Here is a 14461-nt window from a genome sequence, read left to right as displayed (position 1 = left end):
AAGGGAAAAGGAAGAAGGAAGAGCCTAGAGGTTTCTTCCTTTTTTTCTGTGCTTCATTACTTGTTTATTAATAAATTTTTATTGGAATATAGAAAAACATCGACAAAATTTTTTTTTTTGCTTATTATTTTATAGAGAGCTGTTCTAATACACAGCTAACTGTACTTCAATAGAGGTGGTATAGATTTTCTAAACAACCGAATGTGCTAATTTCTATTAGCTTAAATTTCAAGAAAATTATGATAGAATGTTATTATAATTCAGATTATTTGATGGGAGGGCGGTTTTCTTATTTAACTGACTGAGCGTTCGGTCTCCGTTATTAAGGGATAGAACGATTCGGGTAGTAAACGATAAGAAAGCGATTACAGATGGAACTGAAAGATGTAAAAAACATAACCTTTCCTAAACCTTCGTTAGAAGAGTGGAAAGAAGCTACAGAAGTCAGTTTAAAAGGTAAAAGTGTTGAAAAATTAAAAACATATACATATGAGGGTATTACTTTAAATCCACTCTATACAGAAAAGGAGGATTCATCAGCAAAAACAGCAGAATTACCGGGATTTTTTCCATTTACTCGCGGAATTACTCCGACAGGTTATTATGAACAACCTTGGCTTGTCGTTCAGCCTGTAAGCGGTATCACAGCAGATGAGGCAAATGAAAAGATGCAAGCGGCATTTAAGCGCGGTCAAAATGTCGTTGCATACCCGGCTCGTTTACTTGCTGAGGGGGCAAGGATTGAAAAATTGTTTAATAATATCCCCTTAAAGGAACTCCCAGTGTTCATTGATCTTAAGGGGAAACAAAAAGAATTTTTCCCACAAATCAAAGCTGTTGCGGATCTGCAAAAAGCCCAGTTGAAAGGTGTGCTGGCAGAGGATCCAATTGCAGAATGGCTTATTGGTGGTCAGCTCCCAGAAGATACAGACCAATATTTTGCTGAATGGATAAAAACAGTTCAAGATTATCAAAAAGTTGGACCAAATTTAAAGACAGTTCTGGTTAATACTGCTGTATTCCATAACGGCGGGGCCAATGCTGTTCAAGAGATTGCTTACGGATTGGCCGTAGCTGTCCAATATATATTGGAAGGTCAAAAACAAGGGCTTTCTATATCTGAGATTACAGAAAAAATCGTATTTTCTTTTGCAGTTGACTCCAATTACTTTATGTCAATTGCGAAGCTGAGAGCGGCTAGGCGACTTTGGGCTGGTCTTGCTGAAGCCTTTGATACAGCTCCACATCATTTTAAAATGGCAATACATGCTGTAACGTCCGAATTGACAGAAACCCTATATGATCAGCACGTCAACATTCTTCGTACCACCAATCAAGCTTTTGCTGCTGCGATTGGAGGAATTCAATATTTACAAATTCATCCATTTAATCATGCATTCGGGGAATCTGATGATTTTTCAGAAAGAATCGCACGAAATACACACTTGATATTAAAAGAAGAAACAAATATTACGACAGTGGTCGATCCTGCAGGCGGTTCTTGGTATGTAGAGCAATTGACAGATGAACTGGCTGAAAAAGCGTGGATGAAGTTCCTTGAAATTGATACAGCTGGTGGAATTTTTGAAGCAATTAAGCACGGCTCCTTACAGGCGGATTTAGTTGAAGTTTACCAAGGAAGAATTCAAAATGCTGCATTAAGAAAAGAAAGTATTATCGGAACGAATGTATATCCGAATCCCGCAGATAAGATCAAAACTCCAACACAAGAAAAACAGGAGTCATATATGGTTGTTGAGAAGGCAGTGGAGATTACACCAATTACGTTGGAGCGCATTTCAGTCCAATTCGAACAGTTAAGATTACGGAGTGAAACTTTTAAACAAAGTAGTGGAGAAGCCCCGAGAATCGGATTAATTAATTTAAAAGAACTTAAATCCTACAAACCTCGTGCTGATTTTGTTAAGGGGCTAGTTGCAGCAGGGGGCATTGAAACAGTAGAAAGTGCAGGCTGTCAATCAATCCAGGATGCTGTCAATTACGTAGCATCAACAAAACTTCCCATCTATTGTGTTTGTGGCAGTGATAATGACTACTCGGAATTAGCAAAAACGACAATCAAAGAAATTAAAAAGCAGTTCCCTGAAATTAATCTTTATATAGCCGGTAAGCAGACAGAAGAATTGGAAATCTCACTAAGTGAAGCCGGAGTTAAAGAATTTATCCATGTTAAAACGAATGCTGTAGCAATTTTGATAGAATTACTGCAAGCGCTAGGGGTGAACTAAGATGAAAAAACCGAATTTTTCTACCATAAATCCTGCTAAGGCTGAGATAAAAGGAACGGTTGAAGCATGGAGAAAAGAAGCCGAGATAGCAGTTGAACAAAATATTGACGACCTTTTGTTTGAAACGAATGAACAAATAAGGGTTAAACCGCTTTATGTCAAAGAAGATAATCACAAGTTGGAGCATATGGAAAGTGTGCCAGGTATTGCTCCGTTTACAAGAGGGCCATATCCTTCCATGTACGTTAATCGCCCTTGGACCGTCCGGCAGTATGCAGGCTTTTCGACAGCTGAGGAATCCAATGCGTTTTACCGACGTAATCTAGCGATGGGGCAAAAGGGTCTCTCAGTAGCCTTCGATTTAGCTACTCACCGTGGCTATGACTCAGACCATCCGCGTGTTGTCGGTGATGTTGGAAAAGCGGGAGTTGCAATTGACTCCATTCTTGATATGAAAATCTTGTTCGACGGAATTCCGCTTGATCAAATGTCAGTATCGATGACGATGAATGGTGCGGTATTACCTATTCTGGCTTTTTATATTGTGACAGCTGAAGAGCAAGGGGTTACACAGGATAAACTTTCAGGTACGATTCAAAATGACATTTTAAAGGAATATATGGTTCGGAATACGTATATCTATCCACCTGAGATGTCGATGAAAATTATAGCTGATATTTTTGAGTATACATCCAAATATATGCCTAAATTTAATTCCATCTCTATATCCGGTTATCATTTGCAAGAAGCAGGTGCTCCGGCGGACATCGAGCTCGCCTATACGTTGGCTGATGGACTTGAGTATGCACGTACTGGAATGAAAGCCGGAATCGATATCGATAAATTTGCACCACGTCTTTCGTTCTTCTGGGCTGTAGGAATGAACTACTTCATGGAAGTAGCGAAAATGAGGGCGGGTCGTTTTATTTGGTCAAAACTAATGAAACAATTTGAACCGAAAAATAAAAAAGCAATGGCATTAAGAACCCATTCTCAAACCTCAGGATGGAGCCTTTCTGAGCAGGATCCGTTTAACAATGTCGCACGGACTTTGATTGAAGCACATGCAGCTGCACTTGGTCATACACAATCCCTGCATACGAACGCATTAGATGAGGCGATTGCATTGCCAACTGATTTCTCGGCTCGTATTGCTCGTAATACACAGCTTTACCTGCAGGAGGAAACAGGAATTACAAAGGTTATCGATCCATGGGCGGGTTCATATTACGTTGAGTCGCTCACTAATGAATTAATTGAACGGGCTTGGGCTCACATTGAAGAAATCGAAGGACTTGGCGGGATGGCTAAGGCAATTGAAACTGGTCTTCCAAAAATGAGAATCGAAGAAGCGGCAGCGAAACGTCAGGCTAAAATTGACTCTCAAGATGAAACAATCGTTGGCGTCAATAAATATCGTCTGAAAAAAGAAGATCCGATTGAAATACTGGAAATTGATAATACGGCAGTTCGCGAAAGTCAGCTAAAGCGTTTGAGCGAATTAAAAGCGAACCGTGATCAGGCTATGGTCGATGAAGCTCTTCAAGCGCTAACTCTGGCTGCTAGAACAGGTGAAGGCAACATGCTTGAATTAGCTGTGCAGGCTACCCGCGTACGGGCTTCACTTGGTGAAATTTCTGATGCTATCGAAGACGTGGCTGGACGTCACAAAGCAACAATCCGTTCTATCAGTGGCGTATATAGCTCTGCTTATTCAAAAGAAGCAGAGATTGAGGAAGTCGTCCAAATGACAGAAGAATTCCTTGAAAATGAAGGAAGAAGACCACGTTTGCTGATGGCTAAAATGGGTCAGGACGGACATGACCGTGGAGCGAAAGTAGTCGGAACAGGTTTTGCTGATTTAGGCTATGATGTTGATATAGGACCGCTATTTCAAACGCCAGAAGAAACTGCGCTTCAAGCCGTTGAAAATGATGTTCATGTTGTCGGTATGAGTTCGCTTGCTGCCGGCCATAAAACATTGTTGCCACAGCTGATGTCAGAATTAAAAAAATTAGGTCGTGAAGATATTATTGTCATCGTCGGCGGTGTTATTCCTGCGCAGGATTATGATTATTTAATGCAAAATGGTGCTTCTGCCATTTTTGGTCCTGGTACAGTCATTCCTCAGGCAGCGAAAAAAGTGCTTCAGGAAATATACAATCGCCTCGGATATGAGGAAGTGGCGCAGTAATGAGTGAAGACAAGAAGCCGGAATGGGTCGATCTCAACAATCAGGAAGGTTTTGCTTCTTCGTTAAAGCCAGGTGTGGAATTAGCAGCCAGCCATAATAAAGCGTCGAAAAACAAATTCGTCAAAAAGCACAATGTAAAGATTTCGATTCCTGAACTTAAAGAAGGTATCATAAAAGGCGAAAGAGCAAAGCTTGCTAAAGGGATTACACTGGTAGAAAGTAATGCTCCCCACCACTTTGATTTGGCACAAGAATTATTGCATTCTATTTTGCCTCATACAGGGAGCTCGCTTCGCATCGGAATATCTGGCGTACCGGGTGCCGGAAAGAGTACATTTATCGAGACGTTTGGCACCTATTTATGTGATAGGGGTTATATGGTGGCAGTCCTGGCTGTCGATCCGAGTTCCTCAATCAATGGAGGAAGTATACTTGGGGACAAGACGAGGATGGAGGAGCTTGCACGAAATCCTCGTGCCTTCATCAGGCCATCCCCATCGGAAGGAACCTTGGGCGGGGTTCATCGTAAAACGAGGGAAACGATGTTGCTCTGTGAGGCGGCAGGATTTGATGTCATATTGATAGAAACAGTAGGTGTTGGTCAGAGTGAAGCAATTGTCCGGAGCATGGTCGACTTTTTCATGTTGCTTGTCCTTACAGGTGCAGGGGATGAATTACAGGGCATGAAAAAAGGGATTATGGAACTTGTAGATGGAATTGTGGTCAATAAAGCAGATGGTGAGAACATTCCGCTTGCGATTAGGACAAAGTCAGAATACAGTAGAATTTTGCATTTCCTTCAGCCTGCAACCAAAGGATGGGCAGGAAAAGCATACACTTGTTCTGCTGTAACTGGTAAAGGGATTCCCGAGCTTTGGGATGTGCTACAGGAGTTTTCTGATACAACGAAGGAGTCAGGTGTTTTTCAAGAGCGGAGAAGGATGCAATCTAAAGAATGGTTATATTCATTAATTGATCACCAACTCAAAACGATGTTCTATAAAAATGAAACCGTTAAAGGTCTGCTTCCTGTGCTCGAAAACCAGGTAATGTCCGGGAATAAAACGGTTACTACTGCTGTTCAGCAAGCATTTCAATCTTTCACGGATACTTTTAAGTCAAATTAAAAAAGAAAAGGATAGGGCATAAATGCTACGCATAATGCCCCATCCTTTTGTAGATGAAATTATCTTGTTGTAAACTATATGATTCCCGCTTCTTTTTCGTTTAAACATGTTAGTCCTGTGCTTTCTGTTGTTTTAGAAGGTAAATATATTGAATCAAGATGAGGCAATTGTTATGATAGGATTGAAGAGAAAACTTGGAAGGAGCACATACTTATGAATATGGATTTCAATTTTTTAATGAACGACGTGGTCAAACAAGCTCGCGATGAGATTAAGACTGCTGGATATACAGAACTGACTACCCCTGAGGAAGTAGAAGAGGTTTTTGCACAAAAAGGAACGACTCTTGTTATGGTCAACTCTGTTTGTGGATGTGCAGGAGGGATTGCTAGACCGGCTGCAGCTCATGCCATTCATAATGATAAACGCCCTGATCAGCTTGTAACTGTTTTTGCTGGTCAAGATAAAGAAGCAACGGAGAAGGCCCGTGATTATTTCGAAGGTTATCCACCGTCTTCACCATCATTTGCTCTTCTGAAGGATGGAAAAATCATTACGATGATAGAACGTCATGAAATCGAAGGGCATCATCCAATGTCTGTTGTCGAAAAATTGCAAGATTACTTCGATCAATATTGCGAAGAAGTGTAAGTTACTTTTTTGTAAGCTGACTTGCAAGGATGAAACCCGCCAATTTGGCGGGTTTTTTTATTCATTATTCTGCATAATTAAGGAACTTTTAGGAAAAAAGATAGATAAGGCAAACAGATATGCTTTAAACGAAGTGAATATATGAAAAATAAAAATAGTTATGAGAATATTCTAAAAAATAAATCTATTTTTAACGTTATTGAATAATTACTAGAGTGTGTTAAAATACATATTAGTGTATGAATATTAGTTAATCAAATTAATTAATAATTTAACAAAAACTAAATTTAATACCAAGAGAATTGAAAATATCATTTTGGAGGAATAATAATGAAGTTGAAAAAGCAGTTAGCATTGTTGCTTACTTCTGTTTTATTAGTAGGCATTTTAGCAGCATGCGGAACATCAGAGAAAAAAGATACTAACACAGCTGATAATAAAGACAAAAAAGTTCTAGTAATGGGAACCTCTGCGGATTATCCGCCTTTTGAATATGTTGAAACTTCGAAAAGCGATGAAATAAAAGGATTTGACATTGATATCGCTAAGGCCATCGGTAAAAAATTAGGTTATGAGGTTGAAGTGAAGGATATTGACTTTAATAGCCTTGTACCGGCACTTGAAAATAAATCAATCGATTTTGTTATCTCTGGAATGACTCCGACAGCTAAACGTGAGCAATCAGTCGATTTTAGTGACATTTACTATACAGCTAAAAACATGATTGTTACGACAAAAGACAGTAAGATTAAAACCGTTGAAGATTTAAAAGGGAAAACGGTAGGCGTACAGCTTGCGTCCATCCAAGAGACATTGGCAACTGACTTGAATAAAAATAAAGATATCGGGATGAAAGTTGAAAAACGAAATAGGATTCCAGAAGTTGTTCAAGAAATGTCTTCAGGACGTTTTGATGCAGTAATAATGGAAGATACTGTGGCTAAGGGCTATTTAAAGGACAATAAAGATTTAGTAGGCTATGTGATCGAGTCTGGTGAAGAGGATGCTGGTTCAGCAATTGCTTTCCAAAAAGGGAGCAAGTTAACAGAAGAATTTAATACTGAATTGAAAAAAATGTTAGAAAATGGTGAAATGGAAAAATTAATACTAAAATGGTTTGGTGGCAGCGAAACTGAATAATACAGAGAGATGAAAAGCGTTCAGAAGCATTTAGTATGCCTTCTGAACGTTTTTCCGCGCTTTATTGTTTTTGAAAATGAAGCAAGAAGGGCCTAGGTACTGGCCTTCATAAGAGAGGATGAATGGAGTGAATCTGGATTTTGAGACGATTAGGCCGTCCCTTCCATATATTATGGAGGGAATACCGACTACTTTAAAGGTTGTAGCGGTTGCGGCTGTCATCGGTTTTATATTGGGGATATTATTATCAATACTGAAAATCAGTAGAATTAAGCCATTAAATTGGATTGCTGACTTTTATACATCGATTTTCCGCGGTACACCATTAGTCCTGCAATTGATGCTTATTTATTTTGGCTCACCACAAATATTAGGAATTCAAATCGAAGCATTTCAAGCAGCGTTCTTAGCTTTTGGCTTAAACTCTGCCGCATATATCTCAGAGATAATCAGGGGAGGTATTTTAGCGGTTGATAAAGGTCAGCGTGAGGCTGCGCTTGCACTTGGGGTGCCCTATTCTAGCATGATGCTTAACATTATTCTGCCGCAGGCGATCAAGAATATCTTGCCATCTCTTGTGAACGAATTGATTTCTTTAACAAAGGAATCTGCAGTTGTTACAATTATTGGATTAGGAGATATTATGCGCCGTTCTTATATTGTCGGCGGTGAGACATATAAATTCTTCGAGCCGATTTTATTTGCCGGTCTCATTTATTATGTGATGGTAATGGTTCTTACCATCTTAGGCAAAGTAATTGAAAGGAGAATGAGACGCAGTGATTAAAATTGATAAACTCAAAAAAAATTATGGTAAGCTCGAAGTATTAAAGGGAATTAGTACCGAGATAGGACAGGGTGAAGTGTTAGCGATTATCGGTCCTTCTGGTTCAGGAAAATCAACTTTCTTACGATGTATCAATATGCTTGAGACACCAACTGATGGCCAAATTTGGTTTAAGGATCAAATTATTACTGAAAAAAAGACCAACATAATGAAAGTACGTGAAAATGTAGGGATGGTATTTCAGCATTTTCATTTATTCCCTCATAAAACCGTGCTAGAGAATTTGACATACGCGCCTATGAAGGTGAAAAAATTATCGAAGGCAGAAGCGGTAAATCAAGCTCGTGAGCTTTTGAAAAAAGTCGGGTTGGCTGATAAAGAATCGTCTTATCCTAACCGTCTATCCGGTGGACAAAAACAAAGGGTCGCTATTGCTCGCGCATTGGCGATGAACCCGGAAGTAATGCTTTTTGATGAGCCTACTTCAGCACTTGATCCTGAGATGGTAAAAGAAGTACTCGACGTTATGAAGTCGCTTGCTCATACAGGGATGACTATGCTGATTGTAACGCATGAAATGGGATTTGCTAAAGAAGTGGCAGATCGTGTACTTTTCTTAGACGAAGGCCTGCTTGTTGAAGAAAGTGCTCCTGAAGAATTCTTTTCCAATCCGAAAAGTCAGCGTGCAAAAGACTTTTTAGAAAAAGTTTTATAAGCCAAAGTATTAGTATATAATTATAAAAAAAGGTAACTTTTGGTTACCTTTTTTTATTTTATCCATATAATGTATTTTCAAGGAAATGTATTTTTAAAAATTGAAAATTTTCGTTCTAAGGACTGTAAAATTATCTGAATTGCTGATAGTATTATAATAGATAGTGAAAGAGCCAGGTGATACATAACAATGTTTAAAATCGGATACAGAACGATTAAAACTGCTTTGGGGGCAACCTTGGCAATTATTATTGCACAAATGCTTAACCTGGATCATTTTTCGGCTGCGGGAATCATTACGATTTTATGCATACAAGTTACAAAAAAGAAATCGGTGTATGCCTCCTGGCATCGATTTTTGGCTTGTTTAATCGCAATGGTTTATTCCACCCTATTGTTTCAGTTTATTGCCTTCCATCCATTGATAATAGGATTGATTCTTTTGATTTTCATTCCAACTACAGTTGCTTTGAAGATTAATGAAGGGATTGTAACGAGCAGTGTCATTATCATGCATCTATATGGGGCGGGTGACATTTCTTTTGCTCTTCTGATTAATGAAACGATATTAATCGCCGTAGGAGTAGGGGTAGCGCTTGTCATGAATCTGTACATGCCTAGTCTTGATGAGAAACTGCTTGCCTATCAGGAAAAAATTGAAACTAATTTTAGTGCGATTTTGATGGGGATTGTTCGCTATTTACGGGATAATGATCACACCTGGGATGGAAAGGAAATTACAGAAACAGCTAATCTTCTTAATCAAGCCAAAAGCCTTGCTTTCCGAGACGTAGAAAATCATTTTTTAAGGGAAGAAGACCTTTATTACCATTATTTCAAGATGCGTGAAAAGCAATTTGAAATAATTGAGCGGATTCTTCCTTTAGTTACAAATATTCCTCTGATAGTTAAGCAAAGCGGGATAGTGGCTGATTTTATAGAAGATCTTGCAGAAAATGTTCACCCGCAAAATACAGCCATACTTTATCTGAAGAAGCTTGAAGAAATGGAGATATTTTTTAGGGGAATGGAACTTCCGCTAACCCGAGAAGAGTTTGAATCAAGGGCCGCGTTACTTCAGCTCATGAAGGAAATGGAGCGCTACTTATTGCTTAAGCATTCCTTCAAGGGATTACCTAAGCCGACCAATAATCGAATGAAAAAGAGGCACTTGGCTTAAACTAAGCAAAAAAGTAAAGGAATTGATAGAAATGAAATGGATCCTTTCTTTATTGCTTACCCTGTCTATGTTGCCACTTCAGGTACAGGCTCAACCTATAAATACCGGCGACCCGTTTATTATCATCAATAAAGCTAATAACAAATTGGCTTTTATCGATGATAACGCGGTTCAGGAGATACTACCGGTCGGCACAGGAAAGAGTCAAGAATTGACACCTGAAGGATTATTTACGGTTAAGGTCAAAGCGGTTAATCCCTATTATCGAAAAAAGAATATTCCGGGTGGCGACCCTAGGAATCCACTTGGATCAAGGTGGATTGGATTTGACGCACGAAATACCGATGGCAGGATTTATGGGATACATGGTACAAATCAACCTGCATCAGTTGGAAAATATATTTCAAATGGCTGCGTACGAATGCATAAATCCGATGTAGAGCGTTTGTACGAAAAAGTCCCGATTGGATCAAAGGTGTTAATTACTATATCAAACGAGGATTTTAAAACATTGGCAAAAAAATATGGAGCCATTAAATAAAGAAGAGGGAAGCTTTTGGCTCCCCTCTCCCTTCCGGATATCTATTACAAAAGAAATGCAATACCTGATAATAAGGTCGTTAATATCATCGAGATAAGCATTAAATACACAACGATCTTTCTTATCTTTTTATTTCTCATTATGCTCTCTCCTCAAAACAGTTTGATTAATATTATTTTAACTTGAACATTTAGTAGAAACAAGCAAAAGTATAATGTTCTTATTATTCCGAAAGTTAAAGGCTTTTCAACCAGATTAGTAGAATTTTAATAGAGTTGTCTAATAGTACATAGCATAAAGGGGTTTATTTGAATGATTAAAAATATCGATCATATCGGCATAGCTGTTAAGTCACTTGATGAAACTTTGCCGCTTTACACTGATACGCTGAAGTTGGAGCTCGAAGGAATTGAGACAGTAGAAAGCCAAGGCGTTAAAGTGGCATTTATTTTAGCGGGAAATACTCGTTTAGAGTTGTTGGAAGCGTTGTCACCAGAAAGCCCAATTGCCAAATTTATCGAAAAACGCGGCGAAGGTATTCATCACGTTGCCCTAGGTGTAGAACATATCGAAGATCGGATTAAAGAAATTAAAGAATCAGGCATTCGAATGATTGATGATACCTCAAGAAAAGGAGCGCACCATGCTGATGTTGCTTTCGTTCACCCTAAATCAACAGCGGGTGTATTATATGAGCTTTGTGAAAGAGCTGAATCAAAGGAGGAGCAGAAATGACAGACATATATGAAACAATTAATGACTTATACGACAGACGCCGAAAAGTAGAACTAGGTGGCGGTGAAGAAAGAATCGATAAGCAACATGAGAAGGGTAAACTTACAGCAAGGGAAAGAATTGAACTTTTAGTGGACCCAGGCACGTTCATTGAACTAAATCCTTTTATCAAACATCGTAATACTAATTTTGGTATGGAAAAGGCAGAAGGGCCAGGAGAAGGGGTTGTCACTGGTTACGGAAAAGTCAATGGGCGCGATATTTATTTGTTCTCACAAGACTTTACCGTATTTGGTGGAGCACTAGGGGAAATGCATGCTCTGAAAATTGCCAATGTTATGGATTTGGCAGCGGAAAATGGAGCCCCGTTCATTGGTTTAAACGATTCTGGTGGAGCACGTATTCAAGAAGGAGTAGTTTCTCTGGACGGATATGGTCAAATTTTCTATCGTAACTCTATATATTCAGGTGTTATTCCACAAATTTCTGTTATTATGGGACCTTGTGCTGGTGGAGCAGTATATTCTCCAGCGATAACAGACTTCGTCTTCATGGTTGAAAAAACGAGTCAGATGTTCATTACAGGACCAAAAGTTATTGAAACGGTTACAGGCGAAAAGATTTCATCTGAAGGATTAGGTGGGGCAACAGTACATAACACAATAAGTGGAAATGCTCATTTCAAGGGAGCATCAGAGGAACAAGTTTTAGCGGATGTTAGACGTCTTCTAAGTTATCTGCCACAAAACAATGAAGAAAAGCCACCAGTTTTGGAGGCAGACGATGAAGATGACTACCGTCCAGACTTAACGGATGTTGTTCCATATGAAGGGATTCGTCCATATGATGTTCGTAAAGTATTGGAGCAAGTTGTGGATAATGGTTCGTTCATGGAAGTACAAGCTGGATTTGCGAAAAACATTGTGGTCGGTCTAGCACGTATTAAAGGAAAAGTGGTGGGACTTGTCTGTAACCAGCCAAAGGTATTAGCAGGAGGGCTGGATATTGATTCATCTGATAAAGCTGCCCGTTTTATTCGTTTCTGTGATTCGTTTAACATTCCATTAATTACGTTTGAAGACGTTTCTGGCTTCTTCCCTGGTGTTAAACAAGAACACGGTGGCATAATTCGTCACGGAGCAAAGCTGCTATATGCGTATTCTGAAGCAACAGTGCCAAAATTGACAATCATTCTCCGTAAAGCATACGGCGGCGCCTACGTGGCTCTTAATAGTAAATCAATCGGTGCGGACCTTACGTTTGCATGGCCTAATGCTGAAATTGCGGTTATGGGATCTGCTGGAGCAGCGAATATCATTTTTGCCCGTGAAATTCAAAATAGTGAAGACCCGGAAGCAACTCGTGCAGATAAAATTGAAGAATACCGTGAGAAATTCGCCAATCCATATGTAGCTGCAAGTCTTGGGATGGTAGATGACGTTATTGATCCTCGAGAAACCAGGATCAAGATTATTCAATCTCTTGAAATGCTACGCAACAAAAAAGAAACTAGACCATGGAAAAAACACGGAAATATTCCGTTGTGATTCTAACTTGTAGAAGCCCAAAACAAATCTGTTTTGGGCTTCTTTTTGGCGAAGTTAAGTATGAAGTAGTAAATCACTTATCATAGATCCGTGTCCTCCTCTGCATTCGATAGTTCAATTTGATCTATCGACATGTAAGAAGACACAAACAATTTTAATGAAGGCTCTTTTTTTCGGATTATTTGCCGGGTTACTACTTTTAGAAGTATACTTAAAGAGGAAAACTTTTTTGGAGGTTTTATTTTATGATTAATGAAGAACGTTTGGTTAGCGAATTTATGGAATTAGTACAAATTGATTCTGAAACAAAAAATGAAGCCGCAATTGCCAAAGTGTTGAAAGAAAAATTCACGGCACTTGGTGTAAATGTTTTTGAAGATGATACAACGGCGGTTACTGGCCATGGTGCAGGTAATTTGGTTTGTACTCTAAAAGGTACCAAAGAGGGCGTAGATACCATTTATTTCACGTCTCATATGGATACGGTTGTGCCTGGGAACGGAATCAAGCCTTCCATTAAAGATGGATACATAGTGTCAGACGGAACGACTATTTTAGGAGCGGATGACAAAGCTGGATTAGCGGTTATGTTAGAAACGCTTAAAGTGATTAAAGAACAGAATATCGAACATGGAACGATTGAATTCATTATTACTGTTGGTGAAGAATCAGGGTTAGTTGGGGCAAAAGCCCTAGATCGCTCCCTTGTGACGGCCAAATTTGGTTTTGCACTCGATAGTGATGGAAAAGTAGGAAATGTTGTGGTTGCCGCACCTACTCAGGCTAAAGTTTCAGCTGTAATTTTAGGTAAGACAGCTCATGCTGGTGTTGCTCCTGAAAAAGGCGTTTCAGCGATTACGATTGCTGCCAAGGCAATTTCAAGAATGCCCCTAGGCCGTATCGATGATGAAACAACCGCCAACATCGGACGTTTCCAAGGCGGACAGCAAACCAATATTGTTTGCGACCATGTTGAAATCTTAGCAGAAGCAAGATCCTTAATTCCTGAAAAAATGGAAAAACAGGTAGCAAGAATGAAAGAGGCATTCGAGACCGCAGCCATCGAAATGGGTGGACGGGCCGAAGTAGAAGTCAACGTCATGTATCCTGGCTTTAAATATGGAGCTGGTGATCATGTAGTCGAAATCGCGAGAAAAGCAGCAGAGAATATCGGACGTCCATGCGAGTTAGTTAAAAGTGGCGGTGGAAGTGATGCGAATGTGATTGCAGGTTTTGGAATTCCTACTGTCAATCTAGCTGTAGGCTATGAAGATATTCATACTACAAATGAGAGAATTCCTGTTGAAGAATTAACGAAGCTTGCTGAAATGGTAGTCAGTATCATTAAGGAAGTTGCTGGGGAATAGTAATCACCCTTAAAACCATTGATTGAAATAAATAAGGTGCTATTTCCAGGTAAACCTGAGTAGGACATGCATGAACAGAGATGGATTGCGATAAGGACAGATGGCCTGTCCATAGCACTTGTTGTGCAAGCAGCTCGATGAAATATTTGTTTTACAGACTTGCCTAATGAACAAATCGGTTTATTAGGCAATCAAAAAACTGGATATATGCAGGGGTTGCCAGTATAGG

General features: G+C 39.3%; 13 protein-coding genes. 12 read left to right on the top strand and 1 reads right to left on the bottom strand.

Annotated features, from left to right (window positions below; all coding sequences use genetic code 11):
• Window positions 1-371: 371 nt before the first annotated feature.
• The 9 genes from AKG34_RS15450 to AKG34_RS15410 all read left to right on the top strand — a co-directional run bounded on the left by AKG34_RS15450 (window position 372) and on the right by AKG34_RS15410 (window position 10583).
• Window positions 372-2249, top strand: a complete 1878-nt coding sequence (locus AKG34_RS15450) for a methylmalonyl-CoA mutase subunit beta (RefSeq protein WP_053346893.1) — start codon at window positions 372-374, stop codon at window positions 2247-2249.
• Window position 2250: 1 nt separating this feature from the next.
• The gene (gene scpA, locus AKG34_RS15445) at window positions 2251-4443 is read left to right on the top strand and encodes a methylmalonyl-CoA mutase (protein ID WP_053346892.1); all 2193 of its coding nucleotides are present in this window, start codon (window positions 2251-2253) and stop codon (window positions 4441-4443) included.
• Entirely contained in the window at window positions 4443-5570 is a 1128-nt protein-coding gene (meaB, locus tag AKG34_RS15440) for a methylmalonyl Co-A mutase-associated GTPase MeaB (RefSeq protein ID WP_053346891.1), read from the top strand. Before scpA ends, meaB begins: the two co-directional genes overlap by 1 nt.
• A gap of 213 nt (window positions 5571-5783) precedes the next feature.
• Window positions 5784-6221: a BrxA/BrxB family bacilliredoxin gene (locus AKG34_RS15435; RefSeq protein ID WP_034308239.1), complete on the top strand. Its 438-nt coding sequence runs from the start codon at window positions 5784-5786 to the stop codon at window positions 6219-6221.
• Between the two features lie 336 nt (window positions 6222-6557).
• Window positions 6558-7361 carry a transporter substrate-binding domain-containing protein gene (locus AKG34_RS15430; RefSeq protein ID WP_180320477.1) on the top strand — a complete coding sequence of 268 codons (804 nt, stop codon included), beginning with the start codon at window positions 6558-6560 and terminating at the stop codon, window positions 7359-7361.
• Between the two features lie 127 nt (window positions 7362-7488).
• Window positions 7489-8148 carry an amino acid ABC transporter permease gene (locus AKG34_RS15425; RefSeq protein WP_053346889.1) on the top strand — a complete coding sequence of 220 codons (660 nt, stop codon included), beginning with the start codon at window positions 7489-7491 and terminating at the stop codon, window positions 8146-8148.
• Entirely contained in the window at window positions 8141-8863 is a 723-nt protein-coding gene (locus tag AKG34_RS15420; protein ID WP_053346888.1) for an amino acid ABC transporter ATP-binding protein, read from the top strand. Before AKG34_RS15425 ends, AKG34_RS15420 begins: the two co-directional genes overlap by 8 nt.
• A gap of 189 nt (window positions 8864-9052) precedes the next feature.
• Complete coding sequence (locus AKG34_RS15415; protein WP_053346887.1) at window positions 9053-10042, top strand: aromatic acid exporter family protein; 990 nt, start codon at window positions 9053-9055, stop codon at window positions 10040-10042.
• Window positions 10043-10073: 31 nt separating this feature from the next.
• Entirely contained in the window at window positions 10074-10583 is a 510-nt protein-coding gene (locus AKG34_RS15410) for a L,D-transpeptidase (RefSeq protein ID WP_053346886.1), read from the top strand.
• Between the two features lie 44 nt (window positions 10584-10627).
• On the opposite strand, the gene prli42 is transcribed toward AKG34_RS15410, so the two are convergent.
• Window positions 10628-10723 (bottom strand): stressosome-associated protein Prli42, encoded by a 96-nt coding sequence (gene prli42 / locus AKG34_RS27620; RefSeq protein WP_152952297.1) that lies wholly within the window; start codon window positions 10721-10723, stop codon window positions 10628-10630.
• Between the two features lie 172 nt (window positions 10724-10895).
• On the opposite strand from prli42, the gene mce reads away from it, so the two are divergent.
• From mce to AKG34_RS15395, 3 genes are all read left to right on the top strand, one after another.
• A complete protein-coding gene (mce, locus tag AKG34_RS15405; RefSeq protein WP_053346885.1) occupies window positions 10896-11318 on the top strand; it encodes a methylmalonyl-CoA epimerase in 423 nt (140 codons plus the stop codon).
• Window positions 11315-12865, top strand: coding sequence for an acyl-CoA carboxylase subunit beta (locus tag AKG34_RS15400; RefSeq protein WP_053346884.1), 1551 nt, complete (start codon window positions 11315-11317; stop codon window positions 12863-12865). Before mce ends, AKG34_RS15400 begins: the two co-directional genes overlap by 4 nt.
• A 245-nt stretch (window positions 12866-13110) precedes the next feature.
• Entirely contained in the window at window positions 13111-14232 is a 1122-nt protein-coding gene (locus tag AKG34_RS15395) for a tripeptidase T (protein ID WP_053346883.1), read from the top strand.
• The last annotated feature ends 229 nt before the right edge of the window (window positions 14233-14461 follow it).

The organism is Peribacillus butanolivorans, from assembly GCF_001273755.1.
GTDB classification, from domain to species: domain Bacteria; phylum Bacillota; class Bacilli; order Bacillales; family DSM-1321; genus Peribacillus; species Peribacillus butanolivorans.
Note: the sequence above shows the minus strand (reverse complement) of the source record. Positions and strands in the feature narration are given on the sequence as shown.